21 protein-coding genes and 1 pseudogene are annotated in these 22,655 nt (G+C 42.5%); 13 read left to right on the forward strand and 9 right to left on the reverse strand.

From position 1 onward, the window contains the following. Positions 1-66: 66 nt before the first annotated feature. Genes AC59JO_RS22370 through AC59JO_RS22380 form a run of 3 tightly spaced genes read right to left on the reverse strand, consistent with a single transcriptional unit; the run spans position 67 to position 3,205 of the window. Positions 67-549, reverse strand: a complete 483-nt coding sequence (locus AC59JO_RS22370) for a gliding motility lipoprotein GldH (protein ID WP_413670519.1) — start codon at positions 547-549, stop codon at positions 67-69. Beyond that, on the reverse strand, positions 546-2,057 hold the full coding sequence (ricT, locus tag AC59JO_RS22375) for a regulatory iron-sulfur-containing complex subunit RicT (RefSeq protein ID WP_497308112.1): 1,512 nt from the start codon (positions 2,055-2,057) through the stop codon (positions 546-548). Before ricT ends, AC59JO_RS22370 begins: the two co-directional genes overlap by 4 nt. A 2-nt stretch (positions 2,058-2,059) precedes the next feature. Then, entirely contained in the window at positions 2,060-3,205 is a 1,146-nt protein-coding gene (locus tag AC59JO_RS22380; RefSeq protein ID WP_413670517.1) for a DNA polymerase III subunit, read from the reverse strand. Positions 3,206-3,358: 153 nt separating this feature from the next. On the opposite strand from AC59JO_RS22380, the gene ruvX reads away from it, so the two are divergent. The 11 genes from ruvX (at position 3,359) to AC59JO_RS22435 (ending at position 14,054) form a co-directional block, all read left to right on the forward strand. Next, entirely contained in the window at positions 3,359-3,769 is a 411-nt protein-coding gene (gene ruvX / locus AC59JO_RS22385; protein WP_413670516.1) for a Holliday junction resolvase RuvX, read from the forward strand. 51 nt (positions 3,770-3,820) lie between these two features. After that, the gene (dinD, locus tag AC59JO_RS22390) at positions 3,821-4,630 is read left to right on the forward strand and encodes a DNA damage-inducible protein D (protein WP_413670515.1); all 810 of its coding nucleotides are present in this window, start codon (positions 3,821-3,823) and stop codon (positions 4,628-4,630) included. Between the two features lie 58 nt (positions 4,631-4,688). Continuing rightward, a complete protein-coding gene (locus tag AC59JO_RS22395; protein WP_413670514.1) occupies positions 4,689-5,327 on the forward strand; it encodes an O-methyltransferase in 639 nt (212 codons plus the stop codon). 3 nt (positions 5,328-5,330) lie between these two features. Beyond that, complete coding sequence (locus AC59JO_RS22400; protein WP_413670513.1) at positions 5,331-5,873, forward strand: glycoside hydrolase family 73 protein; 543 nt, start codon at positions 5,331-5,333, stop codon at positions 5,871-5,873. A gap of 61 nt (positions 5,874-5,934) precedes the next feature. After that, positions 5,935-6,771 (forward strand): glucosaminidase domain-containing protein, encoded by an 837-nt coding sequence (locus AC59JO_RS22405; protein ID WP_413670512.1) that lies wholly within the window; start codon positions 5,935-5,937, stop codon positions 6,769-6,771. Positions 6,772-6,939: 168 nt separating this feature from the next. Next, positions 6,940-7,710, forward strand: coding sequence for a peptidase associated/transthyretin-like domain-containing protein (locus AC59JO_RS22410; RefSeq protein WP_413670511.1), 771 nt, complete (start codon positions 6,940-6,942; stop codon positions 7,708-7,710). A 146-nt stretch (positions 7,711-7,856) separates the two neighbouring features. Next, on the forward strand, positions 7,857-8,879 hold the full coding sequence (locus AC59JO_RS22415) for a DUF3078 domain-containing protein (protein WP_413670510.1): 1,023 nt from the start codon (positions 7,857-7,859) through the stop codon (positions 8,877-8,879). Between the two features lie 163 nt (positions 8,880-9,042). Beyond that, entirely contained in the window at positions 9,043-10,371 is a 1,329-nt protein-coding gene (gene ffh, locus AC59JO_RS22420) for a signal recognition particle protein (protein WP_413670509.1), read from the forward strand. Positions 10,372-10,628: 257 nt separating this feature from the next. Next, positions 10,629-11,375 carry a hypothetical protein gene (locus AC59JO_RS22425; protein WP_413670508.1) on the forward strand — a complete coding sequence of 249 codons (747 nt, stop codon included), beginning with the start codon at positions 10,629-10,631 and terminating at the stop codon, positions 11,373-11,375. Between the two features lie 79 nt (positions 11,376-11,454). After that, the gene (locus AC59JO_RS22430) at positions 11,455-12,378 is read left to right on the forward strand and encodes a hypothetical protein (RefSeq protein ID WP_497308117.1); all 924 of its coding nucleotides are present in this window, start codon (positions 11,455-11,457) and stop codon (positions 12,376-12,378) included. A 98-nt stretch (positions 12,379-12,476) separates the two neighbouring features. Then, positions 12,477-14,054, forward strand: coding sequence for a M1 family metallopeptidase (locus tag AC59JO_RS22435; protein WP_497308119.1), 1,578 nt, complete (start codon positions 12,477-12,479; stop codon positions 14,052-14,054). A gap of 272 nt (positions 14,055-14,326) precedes the next feature. On the opposite strand, the gene AC59JO_RS22440 is transcribed toward AC59JO_RS22435, so the two are convergent. Beyond that, a complete protein-coding gene (locus AC59JO_RS22440) occupies positions 14,327-14,698 on the reverse strand; it encodes a response regulator (protein WP_413670505.1) in 372 nt (123 codons plus the stop codon). 275 nt (positions 14,699-14,973) lie between these two features. Here AC59JO_RS22440 and AC59JO_RS22445 point away from each other — a divergent pair, with 275 nt between their 5' ends. Both AC59JO_RS22445 and AC59JO_RS22450 read left to right on the forward strand, forming a co-directional pair. Further along, on the forward strand, positions 14,974-16,380 hold the full coding sequence (locus AC59JO_RS22445) for a glycoside hydrolase family 30 protein (protein WP_497308121.1): 1,407 nt from the start codon (positions 14,974-14,976) through the stop codon (positions 16,378-16,380). Positions 16,381-16,416: 36 nt separating this feature from the next. After that, positions 16,417-18,207: a cellulase family glycosylhydrolase gene (locus AC59JO_RS22450; protein WP_497308123.1), complete on the forward strand. Its 1,791-nt coding sequence runs from the start codon at positions 16,417-16,419 to the stop codon at positions 18,205-18,207. Positions 18,208-18,756: 549 nt separating this feature from the next. On the opposite strand, the pseudogene AC59JO_RS22455 reads toward AC59JO_RS22450, so the two are convergent. The 5 genes and pseudogenes from AC59JO_RS22455 to AC59JO_RS22475 all read right to left on the reverse strand — a co-directional run. Further along, positions 18,757-19,026, reverse strand: a pseudogene (locus tag AC59JO_RS22455) (DUF6624 domain-containing protein); the annotation flags it as partial. Between the two features lie 134 nt (positions 19,027-19,160). Further along, positions 19,161-19,598, reverse strand: coding sequence for a hypothetical protein (locus tag AC59JO_RS22460; RefSeq protein WP_413670502.1), 438 nt, complete (start codon positions 19,596-19,598; stop codon positions 19,161-19,163). Positions 19,599-19,878: 280 nt separating this feature from the next. After that, complete coding sequence (locus AC59JO_RS22465; RefSeq protein ID WP_413670501.1) at positions 19,879-20,181, reverse strand: hypothetical protein; 303 nt, start codon at positions 20,179-20,181, stop codon at positions 19,879-19,881. A 113-nt stretch (positions 20,182-20,294) separates the two neighbouring features. Further along, on the reverse strand, positions 20,295-21,836 hold the full coding sequence (locus AC59JO_RS22470; protein ID WP_497308126.1) for a YifB family Mg chelatase-like AAA ATPase: 1,542 nt from the start codon (positions 21,834-21,836) through the stop codon (positions 20,295-20,297). A gap of 119 nt (positions 21,837-21,955) precedes the next feature. Next, positions 21,956-22,363, reverse strand: coding sequence for a hypothetical protein (locus AC59JO_RS22475; protein ID WP_497308128.1), 408 nt, complete (start codon positions 22,361-22,363; stop codon positions 21,956-21,958). Positions 22,364-22,655: the final 292 nt, after the last annotated feature.

Here is a 22,655-nt window from a genome sequence, read left to right on the forward strand (position 1 = left end):
AAATGGTTGCGCAGAATATTGGCAGGGAAATTATTAGGCCTGGCTCATTACTCCAAGTTGCCTAAATTATTGCGCTTTCTCCACCCTTAACCCCACATCGCTGATTTCATGCAGCGGATTATCGCGCATGTTTTGTTCTATCTGAAAACGGTAAACACCTTTTGCCGGGAAATGGTAATCTTTACGCAAAAGCACCTGGTAGCTATACAGGTTACCTGATCCTTTGCCCAGCCACTCGCCATCGGGGTTGGCCAGTTTTACTTCAAAACGTGTAGTATGTGCTTTTTTATCGGGTGAGATCTGGTTAACCAGTACAAAAATGTTGGAGTATTTATAATTGCCGGTAACCCGTAAATTGAGATATTGGTTATAGGCAACTTTTTCATCATTAATTTTAACATCAAAATTGGCACGGTTAACGTACGACCAGTTATGATCGGCAATTTCGGTATTGGTATCGATGATGCTGTTAGGATCGGTACATGAACCGGCAAGCATCGTTATTAGTAACAATGCTGCCGGGTAAATGATATTTAAAGCCCGTTTCATTCAGGTTTTGCCTGTTGATTGTTGTTATTATTATTGCGGTTTGGGCGGTTTGGCCTGCGGCGCCTGTTATTATTACCGCTGCCTTCTCCCTGCGGTTTTCCTTCGCCTTGCTGTTGTTTTGGCTCTCCCTGTGGCCTTGGTTCCCTTGGTGGTTTAGCTTCGCCTTGTGGCTTCGCCTCTCCCTGTGGTTTGTTTTGTTGAGGAGGCTTGTTTCCCTGCGGCTTGTTATGTTGTTGCGGGCGGTTTCCTTCAGTACGTTGTTGCTGAGCCGGTTTTTCCTGCGTATTACCTGATCCCTGCTGAGGCTGCTGCGGACGCGGCTGCTGCTGATTAGCAGGTTTGCCATCGGCTTGTGCCTGGCCTCCGGGTTTCTGGTTTTTATTGCGGTTTTTGTTTTTCTTTTTATTGTTGTTGCGGCGCTCGTCAAGGCGGGTAAGGCTATCCTGGCCTACTACGTTTTCGTAATCAAGCACTTTTGCCGGTGCTGTTTCAATCTCAACAATTTCGCCCAGGTCTTCAGGAATTACACCATCTTTATTTTGCTGCTGGATCTCTTTAACCTTTTTTATGGGCAGCGGAACCCATGATTCTTCGCCGGGATAACTAAACCACATCATCTTTTTAAAGATGTCGGTTTTTTGCAGGCGGGCATCACCTTTTTGGGTTTTAAGTATGTTTACATTATCAGGGATGTATTTCAATGCATCCATGTAAGTATCCAGCTCATAGTTAAGGCAGCATTTTAGCTTACCGCACTGGCCTGCCAGTTTCAAGGTATTTAACGATAGGTTTTGATAACGTGCAGCGGAAGTAGATACAGTTTTAAAATCAGTAAGCCAGGTTGAGCAGCACAGCTCCCTGCCGCATGAACCTATGCCGCCTAAACGGCTTGCTTCCTGCCTCATACCTATCTGCCTCATCTCGATACGGATGCGGAAGGTTTCGGCCATTTTCTTGATCAGTTCCCTGAAATCAACGCGGCCTTCGGCTGTGTAATAAAAGGTTGCCTTGGTTTTATCGCCCTGGTAATCTACGTCGCTCAGCTTCATGCTCAGGTTAAGATCAAGGGCTAACTTGCGCGATTTGTGCATGGTTTCCCATTCCATATCTTTGGCAGCTTTCCATTTATCAACATCGGCAACGGTAGCTTTGCGGTAGATCTTTTTTACTACGTCGGCTTCCTTTACGTGGCGTTTAACCATTTGCATACGCACCAGTTCGCCGGTAAGCGAAACATGGCCTATATCATACCCTCCGGTAGTAGCCTCAACAGCCACCAGCTCGCCGGCTTCGAGGTAAATATTATCGTTGTTTAAATAAAACTCCTTGCGCGAGCCTTTAAACTTAACTTCAATAACCTGGAAAGGCTTATAGTTAGTCGGCATGTCCATGTGGGCAAGCCAATCGTAAACATCTAATTTGCTGCAACCATTAGTAAGGCAACTGCCGTTACTTTTGCAGCCCGCAGGCGAACATCCGCCACCTGTTGAGCAACTTCCACATCCCATAATTAACTTGGCATATATTGATTCCCCGCAGGGACATTTTTATTAATTAGTATTTTAATAATTTGTAAAGATACATCTAAAAATAAGATTTTGGGATTAGCATTGCGCTCCACATGATAATGCGCCTTTTCCAGCTCATCAATAATCATTTGCGATTTGCCTATACTCAGCACATTGCTCATTTTTTGAGCTGTATCCAGTTCTTTTGCCGGCAAATGTACCAGGCTACCGGCCCCGGCAAGCAGTAAACAGCATTCGCGGATAAAGCTGGTGCCGTAACGCAAAAAGTTTTTCTGGTTTTCGCGGCCCATTTTAGCAAACTGCTCCACAAAAGCCATAACCTCAATGCCTTTATTGCCAAAGCAATAGCGCAGCCATTGTACAAACAGCTCGTGATAGCTTTTGTTATCCTGCTGTAGCATGGCCAGCGCTTCGGTCATGTTGCCGTTGCTGAGATAGGCCATTTCGGCAGCCGCTTCTTCGGTTTGATGGTGGTTACTTATTAAATGTTCTTTAATTTCATCGTATTCCAATGCAGGTATTTTAACCAGTTGGGTACGCGATAATATGGTGTTCAGGATCTGATCCTGGTTTTGGGCTACTAATAAAAATAATGTATTGGGCTGCGGCTCTTCAATAATTTTAAGGAGTGCGTTCCCTTCCTTATCCAGGTATTCGGGTAACCATAAGATCAGGATCTTGTATTCCGATTCAAAAGGTTTAAAGCTTAATTTTTTGATGATCTGGTGGCATTCGGCAATGTTGATGTTGGCCTGCTTGTTTTCGGCATCCAGGTATCCGCGCCAAATATCAAGGCTTAAATATGGATTGATAGTTAAAGCCCCGCGCCATTGCTCAATAAAAGTAAGCGCAGTATCATCTTTATGTTTTGCGAAGAACGGATATGAAAAATGCAGATCGGGGTGCATCAATTTCTGGTATTTGCGGCATGATGCACATACCCCGCATGAGTCGCCAGGCTGCCTGTCTTCGCAGGAAAGGTATTGCGCATAAGCAACAGCAAGCGCCAGGCTGCCCGAACCTTCGGGGCCTAAAAATAATTGCGCATGACTTACCCGGTTCTCGCTCACCGTGTTAAGTAATCGTTGTTTAGTTGCTTCCTGTCCTACTATTTCTTTAAACTGCATTTGGTGCAAAATAGTAATTAGATTTTAGATGTGAGATATGAGATGTAAGATTTGAGACTGGAATGGCATGGCGGAGCAGATTTATTTGATGGAGACAGCCATCATCTTCAAAAAATCTCACATCTCATATCTCACATCTCATATCTTTACCAAATGAGAATAATGGCATTCGACTACGGTACTAAACGCATAGGCATAGCAGTTACCGACCCCCTGCAGATCATCGCGACCGGGCTTGACAACATCCACCCCAATAATATCATTGAGTTTCTAAAAAAATACCTCCAAACAGAACAGGTGGAGCGCTTTATTGTAGGAGAACCAAAGCAGATGGACAATACACCCTCTCAATCGGCTATTCATGTAAAAGGCTTTGTGAACCTGTTAAAGAAAACTTTCCCGGAAATGCCCATCGAAATGATTGATGAACGGTTTACCTCCAAAATGGCGTCGGCAACCATTGCTCAAAGCGGCATGAACAAAAAGAACCGGCAAAATAAAGAGCTGGTGGATACGATATCGGCAGTGATATTATTGCAGAGTTGGATGGAAAGGAATATCTGAATAAATTGCTATTTTTTTTAGTATTTTTAAAATAAAGTGTATTTTTAATTTATGGAAAATAAAAGCGTTTTTGAAGAAATTAAACACTTAAATAGTATTGGGCAGGAATATTGGAGTGGAAGGGAGCTTTTTAAAATACTGGATTATATTAAGTGGGATAAATTTTTAAACGTAATTGCTAAGGCAAAGGAAGCGTGTAAAAATGCCGGACAGGAGCCAGATGATCATTTTCCCCGAGTGGAGAAAACGATAGATTTGCCTAAAGGTGCTAAACGGGATATAGGCGATTTACATCTTTCGAGGTACGCATGCTATTTGATCATTCAAAATGCTGATCCTGCCAAAGAAGTTGTCGCTCAAGGTCAAACCTATTTTGCTGTTCAAACAAGGAAACAGGAAATCCTTGAACAAAGGTTTGAACAATTAAAAAGTGAAGAAGAAAAGCGATTGTATTTAAGAAGAGAGATGGCAGAGCATAACAAGCATCTTGCGGATGCAGCGCGAGATGCCGGTGTGATACAGCCGCGGGAATATGCTGTTTTTCAGAATCACGGATATATGGGGTTATATGATGGATTAGGCGCTAAAGAGATTCATGCTAAGAAGAATTTAAAAAAGAGTCAAAACATATTAGATCACATGGGAAGTACAGAATTGGCAGCAAACCTTTTTCGTGCCACTCAAACAGAAGAAAAGTTAAAAAGAGAGCAGATAAAAGGAAAAGATAAAGCAAATAAAACTCATTATGAGGTTGGCAAGAAGGTAAGACAAACCATAAAAGAATTGGGTGGAACAATGCCTGAGGATTTACCCGCCGAGAATAGTATAAAAGGTTTGAGTAAAGGGAAGAAGCTGGAGTAATGGCACCTTCAAAAGAGCTCTGAATTTCCATTAAAAATAAAATTCGTAGTTTTGTAGGATGGATATTCTCCCTAATGCCTTATTGGCTTACTTAGATGACCATTGCGACCCGGAGCCGGAAGTGCTTAAAAAGCTCAACCGCGAAACGCATATCAAGGTGTTAAAACCTAACATGTTATCGGGGCATTACCAGGGTAGGTTGCTTAGTTTTTTAAGTAAAATGGTGCAGCCTAAGCGCATCCTGGAGATAGGTACCTACACAGGCTACTCGGCTATTTGCCTGGCCGAAGGTTTGGCCGAAGACGGCATCCTCCATACCATTGAAGTTAACCGCGAAATGGAGGAGATCATCAATTCACACCTTAAACTAACAGATGTTGAAAACAAAATAAAGCTGCATTTTGGGCCGGCAGAGGCTATTATTGCTGATTTACAGGAAGATGTTTTCGATTTGGTGTTTATAGATGCGGATAAAAAGAATAATTATACTTACTTTGAATTAGTTTTTGACAAAGTCAGATCCGGAGGATTAATAATAATTGACAATGTTTTGTGGAAAGGAAAGGTGTATGGCCCCGAAAAAGATGCCGATACACAAGGAATTCGCAAACTAAATGACCAGATAGCTGTTGATAGCAGGATAGAAAAATTGATCCTGCCAGTACGCGACGGGCTGCTGGTTATCAGAAAAAAATAAATTATGAAGAAAATCTTACTGATTACAACACTGTTGATCTCAACATTAGCTGCTTCAGCACAGAAAAATACCTCACTATCTTACATTGATAAATTTAAAGATGATGCCATTCGCATCATGCACGAAACCGGCATCCCGGCAAGCATCGTTTTAGGCGTGGCCATGCACGAGTCGGGCTGCGGCAACAGTACAATAGCACAAAACCTTAATAATCAGTTTGGGGTAAAAGGGTATAACACTGTAGTTTATACCAAACACAACAAAAAGGTTCGTACTTCATACAAACGTTACGATTCGGTTTTTGATTCGTTCCAGGATTTTGCCCGCATCATGACCGAGCGTAAACAGTTCAGTCACCTGGCCGACGCACTTACCCATTATGATTACAAAGGCTGGGCAAAAGGCATTCAGCGTGCCGGTTATGCCGGTAGCCGCAAATGGGCATCACAGGTTTTGGGAATCATCAATAGGTATAATCTGAACGATCTGGATGAAAACCCGGCAACCCAAACACAACTGGCCGACGCGACAACTAAACAACAATAATTACGTTTATAAATCTTAATTTGGCCGCTATTTATACGCCACTCCATAAGATTTAAGCATAATGCGAAAAATTATATACTTGTTTATTGCCGTAGCCTGCTTTAGCTCATGCTCTGCCCGTAAAAAAACTTCGACGGTATCCAATCGTGATGCAAGGCGAAATAACAATAGCATCCAAAAAGCGAATAAAGATGCTGTTGCCAATTACAAATCATACACTTCTTTAGAATATATTGAACGCTTTAAGGCAATAGCCATTCAGGAAATGAACCAGTATGGTATTCCGGCCAGTATTACCCTTGGTCAGGGCCTGTTTGAATCCGGTGCAGGCAGCAGCGATCTGGCTAAATACGCCAATAACCACTTCGGCATAAAATGTACCAGTGATTGGACCGGTAAGAGCTATTATAAGGACGATGACAACGTGAATGATTGCTTTCGCGTTTATGACAACCCTGAGGACTCTTTCCGCGATCACTCCAATTTTTTAAAACGTAAAAACTACGCCAAACTTTTCGAGCTGGATAAAGATGATTATAAAGGCTGGGCTTATGGCTTAAAGAAGGCCGGTTATGCCACCAACCCCAATTACCCGCAATTGCTGATCAATATCATCGAAAAATACAACCTCGCCCAATATGACCGTCCTGAAGGCGAAATAGCTAAAATTAAACGGGAAGACCGCGTATTGGCCCAGATCAATAACAACATCAATAAACCCGCACAAGATACCCTTTCCAAAACCCCGCCCGACGATAAGATCTACACCGTAAAACAGGGAGATACACTATACAACATATCTAAACGTTTTGGAATAACTGTCGACGACCTGAAAGCGTTAAATAGTATGAGTGATAATGGCATTAAAATTGGCCAGAAGCTTGTTGTTGTAAAGTGAGGGATAGAATCAGGACGGCAAGAATTAAGAACCAAGACGTAAGGAGATCCACTATCTTCGAATTTGTCTTGTATCTTGATTCCTGACATCTTGACTCTACATTCAAAAAGTTAATTGTTGTTAAATTGTATGATCTCCCGTTGCGCAGTACGTATTTTTGCATCCTCAATGAAATTTTGGACGCTTTTAATATGTACTGCCCTGCCTGCAATTAAAGTTTTTGCCCAGCAAAAAACGGTTGACGGCGTTGTGTTTGATAAAGACAGCAAGGACCGCATTGCCAAAGTGAACGTACAAAATATTACCACCGGCAAATCCATTTACAACACCTTTAAGGGCGAATTTAAAATTGAAGCCCAACCCGGCGATGTGCTTGTTTTTACAAAATCCGATCATCACCCTGATACATTGAAAATACAAGGCGGTGAATCGTTGGCTGTTTATATGAAACGCACAGCCATACAGCTTAAAGAAGTTATTGTGCGTGATACCCTGCTTAACCCGCAAAAGCGGCTTGCTGCAACCAAAAACGATTATACCAAAATCTTTGGCCCGCTTAATAGCAAAGATCTGCTCAGCTTTGGGCCGGGAGGTGCGGGTTTAAGTATTGATGCTATTTACAATGCGTTAAGCCGAAGCGGAAGAAATGCCGCTCACCTGCGCGAAACTATCGAGAAAGACTATCAGCAAAGTGTTATTGACTATCGTTTTAACCGAACTTATGTGGGCGCCATAACCAATTTAAAAGATCAGCAGCTTACCGATTTCATGCTGCGGTACCGCCCGGGCTATTACCTGGTAAAAACCGCCAGCGACTATGAGTTTATAGCCTCCATTAAAACCAACCTCAACCGTTTTTTAAAGTATAAGAAACGCCCTTATTCCCTTACCCCGCTTGTTACGCCCGAAGACAGCAAGAAGGACCTTGGCCGCGAATAAGGTTCACAAACCTTAATGTAAGCTTCATTTTAATATCCTGAAATTCCAATATTTTTGCGCAAAACTTGTTAGCCTGATTAAACCCTGGGGCAACATTTTTGTTTATTGTAGGTGAAAAAGGAGATTTTTGCTTTAATTTGTTTACTATGTTAAAAACAAAACCGGGATTACTAATACTCGCATTATCAGTCACGTGTGTTTTATCAGTAAAAGCACAAACCGATACCCTGAAAAAAGATACTGTTAAAATAGATACTGCAGTACTCAATAAATACCGGATCAATTCCCGCAAAAACGCCATCCCCACCCGGGTTCGCCCCATACAGATCCAGCGCGAAATGGTGCCGGTTACCATGCTCGATTACAAAGTAAATTACTGGAAAAAAGTAATCACATTTGGCTTAAACTTTAGCCAGTCGGCGTTTAGCAACAATTATGCGGCCGGTGGTGTAAGTGCAGTGGCATTAGGCTCAAACTTTATATATCATACCGAATATAACAAAGCTCCGTTCAGCTATGTATCCGAGCTTAACCTTACTTATGGGGTATCAAAAAATAAAGGCCAGGGCAAGCGTAAAACGCAAGACCGTATCTATTTTGATAACAAAGTAGCTTCTCAATTATCAAAAAGCTGGTACTTTTTCGGTGCGTTAACCTTTGAGTCGCAATTTGATAAAGGCTTTAATTATGTTGATCTGGGCAATGGAAAGTTCGATCAGCAATATATTTCAAACTTTATGTCGCCGGGTTATCTCACTGAATCGGTCGGTTTTGAGTATAAGCCAAAACCCTGGTTCGATTTGCGTTTGGGTACCGGTACTGCAAGGCAAACTTTTGTGCTTGATCATGACATTCATAAAAAACAACCGGATAATTATGGTGTAGATACCTTAAAGACGGTAAAAAATGACCTTGCGTTCCAGGTGGTCGCCTTGTTTGATAAGGATATTGCAAAAAACGTTCATTTAAATACCCGCTATGCGTTGTTTATCCCCTATGCTCAATCACCAAAATTTATTACCCACCGTGTTGACTTAACGCTTACAGCTAAAGTAAACAGGTTAATTAGCGCAACGGTAAACGGAACGTTGTTATATGATAAACATACATCCGATAGCGCGCAGGGTTATGAGGGGATTGGGTTGGGCATGCTGTACCGGTTCCCGTAACGGATTTAAAAATATTTTATAATATCGGCAGGCTTCATAAATATGAGGCCTGTTTTGTTTATATAACTCAGAATGAGTAGAAGTTAATCTACTAAGTAATTGAGTTAATATAGTTCAAAATCATACCTTTGTATCCTCATAAAAAAGATTAAAGTTTTTTATAATGTTTGAAAATCTTTCGGATAAACTCGACAGGGCGTTCAAGGTCCTGAAGGGTCAGGGAACAATTACTGAAATAAACGTGGCCGAAACCATGAAGGAGATCCGCAAGGCCCTTCTTGACGCCGACGTTAACTATAAAACCGCCAAAGCATTTACCGATGATGTAAGGCAAAAAGCACTTGGTAATAATGTATTAACATCTATTTCGCCAGGCCAGCTGCTTACCAAGCTCATGAATGATGAGCTTACCACGTTGATGGGTGGTACTACTGCCGATTTGAATTTTCCGGCTACCCCTACCATTATATTAATTGCAGGTTTGAACGGTGCGGGTAAAACAACCTTTACCGGTAAGCTGGCCAATTACTTAAAAACACAACGTAACAAAAAGCCTTTACTGGTTGCTGACGATATTTACCGCCCTGCGGCTATTGATCAGCTGGAGGTATTAGGCCAGCAGATAGGCATCCCTGTTTATGCCAACCGCGACTCGAAAGACCCGGTAGCTATCGCCCGTGAAGGTATAGCCCAGGCCAAGCAAAACGGAAATAATGTGGTGATTATCGATACTGCCGGCCGTTTAGCTATTGACGAAGCTATGATGGTGGAAATTGAGCAGGTAAAAGACGCCGTAAAACCGCATGAGATTCTGTTTGTGGTCGACTCCATGACCGGTCAGGATGCTGTGAATACCGCTAAAGTGTTCAATGACCGTTTGGACTTTACCGGCGTGGTATTAACCAAGCTGGATGGTGATACCCGCGGTGGTGCAGCGTTATCAATTAAATCGGTTGTTAACAAGCCTATCAAATTTATTGGTACCGGCGAAAAGATGGAAGCACTTGACGTTTTCCACCCCGATCGTATGGCATCAAGGATCCTGGGCATGGGCGACGTGGTATCGTTGGTTGAACGTGCACAACAGCAGTTTGACGAGAAAGAAGCTGCCGAGCTACAGAAGAAGATCCGCAAAAATAAGTTTGACTTTAACGATTTTTACAGCCAGATTCAGCAGATCAAGAAAATGGGTAACATGAAAGATCTGATGGGTATGATACCGGGTGTAGGCAAAATGATGAAGGATGTTGAGGTTGATGATAATGCTTTCAAAGCTATTGAAGCTATTATCCAGTCCATGACCCCGTTTGAGAAAGCTAACCCTGAAACCATCAACCAAAGCCGCCGTAACCGTATCGCCAAAGGATCGGGTACCGATTTGCAGGAAGTTAACCGCCTCATGAAACAGTTCGACGATATGAAAAAGGTAATGAAGCAAATGAGCAATCCGGCAGCGATGGCAAACATGATGCGCAGGATGCCGAAGATGTAAAAAACTATTAGATAAGTGTTTTGAAACGCTCCTTGTAAAAAATACAAGGGGCGTTTTTGTTTAAAAGGGCGATGAACAAAATGAACAGTTGTATAAATTATTATACACATTTACGCATATTTTCACACCCCGAAGCTCTATTGGTCATCAAAATGTCATTTGCAGGGCAATGGCATTTCCTTTGATTTAGTGTATACGACAGTTTGGCTATTGCATAAAAGCAACTCCAAACACAATGAGTAACTAAATATTTGACCATGAAAAATTTAATTAAGCCAGTTTTATTTACCGCAGCATTGTTTGCATTTAAAGTTAGTTCGGCACAGGTTAATATCGGTGCAACTACCGCTACCAAAATAGCTACCCGGGTAGCTACACCTACCGTAAATGCTGCATCTATAGCGCAAAAGGCAGTGAACACAACATCTGCCGTAACCAATCAGGCTGCTGCCCAGGCCCAGAATGTTGCAGCACGTACCGCTGCCCAGGGACAAGCAACTACCAACCAGGCTGTAACAGGTGTAGCTGCAAGCCAGGCCGCCAACGTTAGCGGTAGTACAGCTTCAACCGTAAATGCTGCAGCAGGTACAACAGCGGCACAGGCGGGTGTTACCAGCAATACCTCTGCTGCTGCAGGTAGCCTAAATACCGCCGGAGCTGCAGCAGCAGGTGAAAAGGCATTAACCACAACCGAAGGTATTGTCGCCAATACCTCCGAAAAAGTAAGTAGCAATGCAGCCGCATTAAGAGCGGGTGCTACAACAACTGCGAATAAAACAGCGGTTGCCGCCGGTAATGGCGTAAATGCTATGAGCAAAAAGGTAAGTGTAACCTCTTCCGGCAACCTAAACAGCACCGGTAATGCTGCGGTTAGCGCTAAAAAGATAAACGCTTCTACAGCGGGTAGCAGTACTTCAGGCACAACTGTAAAAGCAGGCAAAAAAAGGGTCTCTGTAAAAACCTCGGGCCGTAGCACATCAAAATTGAGCATAGCTAAGCAATAACAGCATTTAACATATATCAAATCAAAAAGGCCGGTACCGGCCTTTTTGATTATCCGCACTATTTTAATTAGCATTAATCATGAAAAAGCTTAAACTTATCCTGCTGCTGGTTTTGGCCGGCCCGACAGTTTATGCCCAGCAAAAAGCAGATACTTCAGCTAAAAACAAGGAGTTGTTTGTAAACGCAGGGCTGCAGTACCTGTCAAACCTTACTTATGCAGGCCGGCGCGATGAGAGCAGTGTTCCTGTCCTCCTTCCTTCGGTTACATTAGTAGGTAAACAGGGGCTTTTTGTAAGCGCTATCGGTTATTTTGATCTTAATGGTTCAAAATCGGGCACCGAGGGGCTTAGTGTTACTCCCGGCTATGTTTTTACCTTTGATGCAAAACGCTATTATGGCGGCAATGTATCGGCTACTAAATATTTTATAACTAAAAGCAGCCCTATAATACTTTCCTCTTTCAACGCCACGCTCGACGCGCAGTTGTATGCCAATCCCGATGATATTGTAAAATTTACAGGAGGGGTTAGCTATAGATTTAATAAAAACAACAGCAATGACATTGTTAATACGGCCGAATTATCAAAGGATATTTTTGCCCTGAAAACAGGTGTGGATAAAAAAGGCGGCCTAAAAATTACACCTACTGCCACGCTGTATGCCGGTACCCAATCATTTTACCAAACATATTATACCGAATCGCAGGTAACCCGCTCGGTAGAAGTTCCGGAGAAACAAACGCCTATCAATATATTGTTTCCTAATCAGCCAAAACAAACTATTATTACCCAAACCGTAACACAGCAAAACCAGCGCGAAGTACGGCAATATAAGCTGCTTGCCTTTAGCGGATCGCTGCCTTTAACTTACGCTATCAACAAGTGGCAGATCCTGTTTACTCCCTACCTGATCAAGCCGTTTAACCAGGTTGATTATGTATCCGGAACTAAAATGAACGGCCTTTACTTTTTATTTACAACAGGCGCTAATGTAACGTTTTAGCAATGTTAAAAAATGTGATAAGCTATATGCTCCTGCGATAGATATAAAAGCCTGTTTTTGTTAGCTTTGTTGTGTTCATTACAAATTGAAGGAAGCATATGCGCAGGATATTTTTAGTTCTTTTATCGATACCAACCCTATTTGTCACACCAATATTTGCCCAGGCCCCCGGAGCGCCGATTGATGTTAAACATTATACGTTTGATATTAAACTGAATGATACTGATAATAATATAGAAGGAAAAGCCACGGTTTCGGTAAAGTTTTTGAATGGTACAGAAGGTTTTAACCTCGACCTGGTAAAAAAGAATGCACATGGCAAGGGTATGCTGGTATCTGCAGTAACTGAAAATGGAAAGCCGGTAAAGTTTACACAAGATGATGAACAATTAAAGATCAATACCCGCGCGTACAAAGGAAATACCCGCGATTACACCATAAGCTACAGCGGCATACCGGCCGATGGCTTGATCATATCCACCAATGCGTTTGGTCACCGGACTTTTTTTGGAGATAACTGGCCTAACCGGGCTCACAACTGGCTACCCTGCGTTGACAATATAGCCGATAAAGCCCCGGTTGATTTTATTGTAACCGCGCCCGATCATTACCAGGTGGTATCGAACGGTCTGCAAACGGAAGAAAAGCAACTCGACGGAAAAATGAAGCTAACCCATTGGGTTGAAACAGTTGCCCTCCCGACAAAAGTGATGGTTATTGGCGTTGCCGAGTTTGCTGTTGATCGCCCTGGCGATGTTAACGGCATCCCGCTTTTCACCTATGTTTTTCCGGAAAGTAAGGAAGCCGGGTTTAAAAGCTATGCAGTGGCAAAAGAGATCCTCCCCTACTTTATAAAAAATGTTGGCCCTTACAGCTATGAAAAGCTGGCAAACGTGCAATCCAAAACCATTTTTGGTGGTATGGAAAATGCCAGTGCCATATTTTACTTTGAAGAATCGGTTAAAAGCCCGGATATAGAAGAGTTGATGGCCCATGAAATTGCCCACCAATGGTTTGGCGACGGCGCCAGTGAAAAGAGTTTCGGTCACCTTTGGTTAAGTGAAGGATTTGCTACCTATATGACCAACCTTTACCTCGAAAATAAATATGGTGCCGATACATTAAAAATCCGTTTGAAGGACGATAGAAATAAAGTGCTGGAATTCGAAAAAAAGCGATTAACCCCCGTTGTTGATACTGCTGTTAAAACCCAGTATATGCAATTGCTCAACGCCAATAGCTACCAAAAAGGCGGCTGGGTACTGCACATGCTAAGGCGTAAGCTTGGTGAAGATGTTTTTTGGAAAGGTATAAGAAACTATTATTCCAAATATCAGGGAGGTAACGCCAATACCGATGATTTAAGGAAAGTTATGGAACAAGCCAGCGGCAAGGACCTGAAGCAATTTTTTACCCAATGGCTGCGCACAGCCGGGCACCCCAACCTGGCTGTTAGCTGGAAATATGACGAAAAAGACAGCACCATCGCTATAAATGTGACTCAGAGCCAAGAATATGTTTATAACCTCTCGTTAGAGGTTTCTGTTGACGGGCAATTGCTGACAGTGCCGGTGAAAGAAAAATCGACGACAGCAAAGTTTAAAGTAAAAGCCAAGCCGGCCGATGTTAAGATAGACCCGAATGTGAACCTGCTGGCATCGTTTGAGAAGAAATAATAGGAGCTCCATTCCGAAAACAACTGTCATTTCGAACGAACCAGCGGAGGTTGCGCGGCTGGGTGAGGAGAAATCTTATACATCATACTCTAAACCATCCATCCGGCTCTACAAGGCGTATAAGATTTCTCTTTCGCTCCACCCACTCAGCCAATCCCTGCTCAATCGAAATGACATTTTCTTTTAGTTAAAAGATGTGTAAACAGAAGCCTCTCGAGAGGGGAATCGCACAGCCCCACGCTTTTTTCTTTCGAATTAAGGCTCTCTCCAACCTACGCCGCAATCACCCGATTGATCACTTTTTCCAGGTCTTCGAGATCAAAAGGTTTGGCTAAATATGTTTGGGCGCCGGCATGGCTGGCCAGGATCTGAATGTCGCTATTAGCCGAAAAATAGATAACCGGGATTTCTTTGAGGAGATCTGTTTTTTTGAGTGTTTGTGTGGCTATTATCCCGCCCGAATCCGGGATCCAGTTATCCATCATAATAACATCGGGCAAAATGCCCGACACCTTTTCAACAATGTTATTGCAATCGCTGAAAGTATGTACTTCCCATCCCTGTTCTTCCAAAATATAACTGCAAATAGACAGGATGTCCTCGTCGTCATCAAATATGACAATCTTTTTATGTGAAGTACTCATGAGATAGTTGTACGTGAATTTATAAACATCTTTTCATAAAACCAAATGTTTTAAATTGCTAATTAAATTTAGCGTGTTTAAACAGGTTTCAAACCATCATCTTACAACAAATTTGCATAAAAAGCCACTTCTTAACTACTACAAAACCTGATTATCGAATTTGTAACCGATTAATTACGACGTTTTAATAAAAACAGTAATATTTTTACCCATCCAATTTCAAACAGCCTTATTAATTCCTGTTACACCAACACTATACCTGTAATCTCTGTTTCATGAACACGCAAATTAAATCTATTTTATTAGGTGCCTTGTTGCTTGGTTCGGCGGCAACAATAAACGCCCAAACAACAAAGGCAAGCTTATGGCTTACAAAGGCCGATAGGTCGGTACTTTTTGAACAGCAAAAGGAGTCGCTTACATTTAAAACCGGAGAAGCCGGCGGCACTACCATTACTGTTGATGATAAGCAGCATTACCAGCCGATAGATGGATTTGGATTTGCACTAACCGGAGGAAGTGCTATGCATATCATCCGCATGAGTGCCGGTAGCCGTGCAGCCTTACTTAAAAATCTCTTTGCCGTTACCGGGAACGATATAGGCATCAGCTATTTAAGGCTGAGCATTGGCGCATCGGATCTTAATGAGAAAGTATTCTCTTATGATGATATGCCCAATGGCCAAACCGACCCAACGCTGAAGCATTTTGACCTTGGCGCGGATAAAACTGATGTGATCCCGGTAATGAAGCAGATATTGGCTATCAACCCGGCTATTAAGATCCTGGGCTCACCATGGTCGCCGCCGGCATGGATGAAAACCAATAACGATACCCGCGGCGGCCGTTTAAAACCCGATTGTTACCCGGTTTATGCTGAGTACCTGGTTAAATATATCCAGGGTATGAAAGCTAACGGAATTAATATTGATGCCATCACCATTCAGAACGAGCCATTACATCCCGGTAATAACCCCAGCTTACTGATGGTTGCGCCGGACGAAGCCGACTTTATCAAAAATAATCTTGGCCCCGCGTTTAAAGCAGCAGGCATTAAAACAAAAATCATTGTTTACGATCATAACGCCGACAGGCCCGACTATCCTATCTCCATCTTGAACGATCCAGCCGCCCGCAAATATGTAGACGGCTCGGGTTTCCACTTGTATGGCGGCGATATCTCAGCGCTTACCGATGTACACAACGCGCATCCTGATAAAAACATTTACTTCACCGAGCAGATGACCGTTGAGCCCGAAAATCAAAGCACCATCAATATTGCATGGCCGGTTAAAAGACTCATCATAGGCGCTACCCGTAACTGGAGCCGTAATGTGTTAGAGTGGAACCTTGCTGCCGACCCGGAATATAAACCATATACAGACAGAGGCGGCTGCCCGATGTGCCAGGGTGCAGTTACCATTGATAAAAATGAGGTTAAGAAAAATGTGGCTTACTATTCGGTTGCCCATGCTTCCAAATTTGTACGCCCCGGTTCGGTTCGTATCGCATCAAACAGTTCTGATACTTTGCCTAATGTAGCTTTCAAAACCCCCGATGGCAAAAAAGTACTGATCGTTGCCAATACCGGCGATAATGCGCAGGAATTCAATATTAAATACCAGGGAAAAATATTGGCTGTTAAGCTCGACAAAGGTTCGGTAGGAACATATATCTGGTAGTACGAACTGTTTCAAAAAAATTAAATGCACAACAACATGTTAACATCGTTAATAAAAAATATAAAGTTAAACACAGGGATTAAGGTATTGCTTGCCGCCGCCCCTGCCCTGTTCTGCTCACTGCAAGGCAATGCGCAAACAGGCTTTTTAAAAGCCGACGGCAAAAAAATAGTTGATGAAAAAGGGCAGAATGTATTGCTGCGCGGTATGGGTTTAGGCGGATGGATGCTGCAGGAAGGCTACATGCTGCACATTAATAAAGACAGCCGCCAGTACCGCATCCGCGAGCGCCTGGAAGAATTAATGGGACCTGCCGAAACCAAAGAGTTTTACGATACCTGGCTGGCCAACAATACCCGCAAAATAGATGTGGACTCGATGAAGCGCTGGGGATTTAACTCCATCCGCCTCCCGATGCATTATAACCTGTATACCCTGCCGGTTGATAAAGAACCGGTAGCAGGACAAAACACCTGGCTGGATAAGGGGTTTAAAATGACCGATGATCTGCTGGCCTGGTGTAAAGCCAACCACATGTACCTGATCCTTGACCTGCATGCCACTCCCGGTGGACAAGGCAATGATCTTAATATCTCCGATCGCGATCCCGACAAACCATCGCTATGGGACAGCGAAGCCAATAAACAAAAAACCATCGCCCTTTGGCGAAAACTGGCCGAGCGTTATAAAAATGAGCCCAATATTGGCGCTTATGATATCATCAACGAGCCAAACTGGGGCTTTGATGATCCGCAAAATGATAAGAACGGCTTAAAGGAGAAAACGAACGGGCCGTTAAGAAAGCTGATGGTTGATATTACCGCGGCTATTCGCGAGGTGGATAAAAAGCACATCATCATTATTGAAGGGAACGGCTGGGGAAATAACTATAACGGCATTTTACCTCAATGGGATAAAAACATGGTGCTGAGCTTCCATAAATACTGGAATTTTAATGATCAAAAATCGGTTGAACATATCGTAAAAACCCGCGACCAGTATAATATACCTGTATGGCTTGGCGAAACCGGCGAAAACTCAAATACCTGGCTAACCGAAGCTATTGGTTTGTTAGAGAAAAACAATATTGGCTGGTCGTTATGGCCATTGAAAAAACTGGGCAATAACAACCCGATGGAGATCCGTTCAAATTTAAATTATGATGATGTTGCCAGGTACCTCAACACCGGCAAGCATAAGCCTAATGAGAGCAATACATATAGCGGCACCCTCGAACTGGCTACTTATGCCAAACTGGAAAATACCATTATTCACCATGATGTGATCGATGCTATTTTCAGGCAGCCGCACACAATGGTTACCAGGCCATTTAAAGCCAATAAAATTGGTAACGGAACAGTGATCAATGCTGTTGACTATGATCTGGGCCGCAACGGTTACGCTTATTTTGATACCGACACCGCCGACTACCATACTTCAGGTAAACCCGGTGTAGGCAACAAGGGGCATGTTTACCGTAATGACGGTGTTGATATCAGTAAGGACTCTACCCAATACAACAGCTATTATGTTGACCATATTGAAACCGGTGAATGGACACAGTATACTATACAGGTTAAACCCCCGGGGGTATATTCTATAAGCCTAAAAGTGGCTTCTGCTACCGACGATGCCAAACTATCTGTTTTGGTTAACAATACAACCCAGGCAAAAGAAGTGGCAGTACCCAACACCGGCGGGTTAAAAAAATGGCAGGTTATCGCTGTTAAAAACATTGTTTTAAAAGCCGGTACTAATAAGATAAAAATATTGGCTAACAACGGTGGGTATAACTTGCATTACCTGCAATTTTGGAGGGGTAAATAAAATATAATTACGCGACACTTATTAAGCAGCCAGGGGTATTATAATACTCCGGCTGTTTTTATTTAATTCCAGTAAGATTAAAACGCCAGGGATGTGCGATTCACCTCTTGAGAGGGGTAGCAGGGGTGTGTTTCTGCTTTGATAAGCTTGTAGCAGAAACACACCCCTGCTACCACTCATTCCTCCGCGCCCTCTCTCAAGAGGGGATTTTAAAATCCTTTGTTCAATAAATGACTTAAGTTAAAGCAGCCAACTGTTAATATTATTTTTCTGATAAAAGCTATTGTAAATAAGTGTTTTTATAGTTAAATTTATTATACCAATTATCAGTATAATCTAAACAGGGGGATTCGTTATGAAAAAACAAGCTACGATAGTTTGTCAGCCTGATAAGACTGAAACTACCCAACCATTAGTGGTAAACTGCCAGCCACAACACCAAAAAATGTACCGCGACCATACACACTGCGATCATCAGTATGGCAGGGTTAACAAATTTCCTATTGGTAGCAGCCGGGGGCCGTGCTTCTTTTAAGGGACTCAACCAAACTATTTAATATAATAATATAGTTGGTTGTAGGGCTTAAAGTTTTGCAGGTAAACAGCTAAGTTGCATAAGCCAATTTGGTTGCGACGGGTATCGACACCAGATTCGTCGGCTATGGCATATGCTTCATATTGACCGTTATTGAGCCTTAAATGCGTGCCGTAGATTTGTGTGTTGTTTTCATACAGGGCAATGTTATCGGCCATTATGGCAAATCCTTCCGCGGGTAATGATTCGTTAAGTGCGGCAATCCTTACTATTGAAAAGTATTTTTTCTGATTGGCTCTATTTGCAAAGAAATATCAAAATTAAATTCAAATCCATTGTTCGCATGATCCGGTCATTAAATCAGATAAGGCGGGCACACATATTTTATTCCTTTGGTTTTTAAAAAAGAACTGAGGTTTTAATTAACATACCGGTATTTTTTGTGCCCATCCTGCACTTCAATCAGTTTTACTGTATTTAATGATATACTTTTTTTCATAATCAGAAAATGCGACCGGATGCCTGTAACGGAATCTTTTACTACCCAAATACGATCGAAGTAAAAAGTAGTTCGCTTATTATCGTCGTATGTGAATCGGATTTCTATAGAAGGGCTGTTCTTTAACTTATAACCTTTCCCATCTTTATCAAAACATTTTATCGAGTCGATTGGATAGGTGCTGTAAGTTTCTCTATGTCCCCATGGATCTTTAGTAGTAACCTGTTTTAGGTTTACGGTCTCTATACTTGGCATCTGCTGTCTGAAGCTATCAACGGGGATGTAATACATTTTGCAGGAGCTTGAAAAGATTGTTAAAGCTGCGATAGTGATAAGTAATAAAGGTTTGGTTATCATAATGTAATTATTAAATGGGGGAGAGATGTTAGATACTGTCGAAAGGTTTGGCCTCAAACAAATTATTCCGCCAACCGTCTCTGTCCAAACTCCTGAAATGAACAGCCTCCGCCCAATGTTCCAGTTTAATCTATTCACTCCCGGAAAGACCGGCAATAGTGCGGGATATAGGCTAAAGGTACAACGCGCTAGGTTTTCATACTTGTGCCGGAGCGCAAGACAACATATATTAATCCTAAATTTCGTCCCCAGGCAAGACTCGTAAGGTTTAAAACACAAATCATTTAAAAAAAATTACTTGTCCAGTCTTATATTTTATTAATTTAATAACCATGGAATCTTTAGATTTTATCAACGAATCTCCTTTTTCGATTTTGTGACTGAAATCCCAAAGATTCACTGGAAGGTCAAATGTCTTACCATTGATCGAAACAGTTGGTTCGCCTTTAATACTGTAAATAACTTTTTCCACTTTCCCGTTGAATTCTATGCTGTGGTTTTTCCGAACTAAATTATTATAATAATAAATCGCCGTTACAAATAATAGTAAGATAAAAACCCCTATGAAAAAAAACTTTTTCATATTCTTTATTTTATTGACCAATCATATTACTAACACCGACGCAACCACCCAACCATGCTGATCGAAGTCTCTGATTTCGGTCCATTATGCCGAGAGACTTTGCCTCAAACGGATTACCCCGCCCAACCTTCTCTATCCAAACTCCTGAAATGTATAGCTTCGGCCAAATGTTCCAGTTTAATTTCTTCGCTTCCGGCAAGATCGGCAATGGTACGGGATACCTTGAGGATGCGGTCGTACGCCCTTGCCGATAGGCCAAGTTTTTCCATGGCTTTTTTAAGCAGGGTTTGGCCGGCTACGTTGATCTTACACAGGTCGCGGACCATTTGAGGGCTCATCTGGGCATTGGCGTGCAGATCGGGACGGTTGCCGAAACGCTCTACCTGGATTTCTCTGGCTTTGATAACCCTATCGCGGATCAACTCACTTTTTTCGGCCGCGCGGTCTGACGATAATTCGCTGAAGTTAACGGGTGTTACCTCCACGTGCAGGTCAATCCTGTCAAGCAATGGCCCGGATATTTTACTCAGGTATTTTTGTACCATACCCGGCGGGCAGATACATTCTTTTTCGGGATGGTTATAGTAACCGCATGGGCAGGGGTTCATGCTGGCCACCAGCATAAAGCTGCTTGGGTAATCAACCGTAAATTTGGCACGTGATATGGTAACACGGCGCTCTTCCAGCGGCTGGCGCATCACTTCCAATGCGCTGCGCTTAAATTCAGGCAGTTCGTCTAAAAATAAAACGCCGTTATGCGCTAAAGAGATTTCGCCGGGAGCCGGGTTGCTCCCTCCTCCTACCAAAGCCACATCGCTGATGGTATGGTGAGGGCTCCTGAATGGGCGAATAGTTACCAGCGCATCTGCAGCGGCAAGCTTGCCTGCTACCGAATGGATCTTGGTTGTCTCCAAAGATTCATATAAGCTTAAGGGCGGTAAAATGGATGGCAGTCTCCTGGCCAACATGGTTTTGCCAGCCCCCGGGGGACCGATCAGTATTACATTATGGCCGCCTGCTGCGGCTATCTCCAAAGCCCGCTTAATGTTTTCCTGCCCTTTTACCTCGCTGAAATCGCTATCGTAATTGCATAGGCTATCGTAAAACTCTTCGCGGGTGTTTACTATTTCGGGCTTAAGAACGGATGTGCCATTAAAAAACCCGACAACATCTTTAATACTTTCAACGCCGTAAACTTCAAGATCATTTACAATGGCTGCTTCGCGGGCGTTTTGTTTGGGCAGGATGAAACCTTTAAAGCCATCTTTACGGGCTTGTATGGCAATAGGCAAAGCACCTTTTATGGGCTGTAGGCTTCCATCGAGCGAAAGTTCGCCCATGATGATAAACTTATCTAATAGTTCGGCGTCTATTTGGTTTGATGCTGCCATAATAGCAACAGCGATTGTAAGATCATATGCTGAGCCTTCTTTACGGATATCTGCAGGGGCCATGTTAACCACAATACGCTGGCGAGGCATGCGAAAGCCGTTGGTCTGTAAAGCAGTTTCTACGCGCTGCATCGATTCACGAACTGCATTATCGGGTAACCCAACAACAAAATAAGCTAATTTGCCGCCGCTTATATTTACCTCAACTGTTATGGTGATCGCCTGTATCCCATAAACTGCGCTTCCAAAAGTTTTAACCAACACTGTGATAAAAGTTTATTTGAAGCGAAAGATATAGAATTTTAATGAGGTGATAAAGCGACACCATAAAACAAAAAACCCGCCGGTACCGGCGGGCTTTCTTATAATCACGTAGTTTAATCTTATCTTAAAAATGCCCCGGCTTCGCAAACCACCAGTAACATGGTGCAGGAAACAATTACGCAAACCATCAGCATTATTGACCAGGTATTGGGGTTATGTTTGCTGATACGGGCGAACGCAGCATTAACTTTTTTGAAGTAACGGCTGTTGAGCAATACAAAATAGTTAAGCACAAATGCCCCGGTTGCTCCAAGCAATATCATCAGGCCGGAAATCGGACTTAACTCAAACCAGCCTGAGTTTAAAAATAACTGTACAACACTTACTAAAACGGCAAGTAAAATGATCATCAAAAAGCTTGCTCCAAAAAGGGCGTTTGCTTTTGGCAATCCGCCGTGACCAAAGTTTTTAACATTCCACCGGTAAAACGTTACATAGATGGATTTGTAGGTTTCTGCTGCTTTCATAATGTTATGGTTTTAGGTAATTAATTCGGCGTAAACTAATATTACTTGCGCAATATTAGTTTAAAAACGAAATTGGCAAAATTTTATTGCGGTTATGCGTGATTTTTATCGTATTTATATTCATTTATTTGGTTGACTACCGATATTGTAATAAAGGCAATAAAACGAAATGAACAATTTCATTTTCGAAGCAACCCGGGAACATCAGGGAAATAGCTTTATAAAATGGGTTTAAGCATTGGAGAGGGGTAGGTAAGAAATTTTCATACAAACTTTTCCTAATTAATCTAAT

This window comes from Mucilaginibacter sp. A5337 (genome assembly GCF_059690695.1).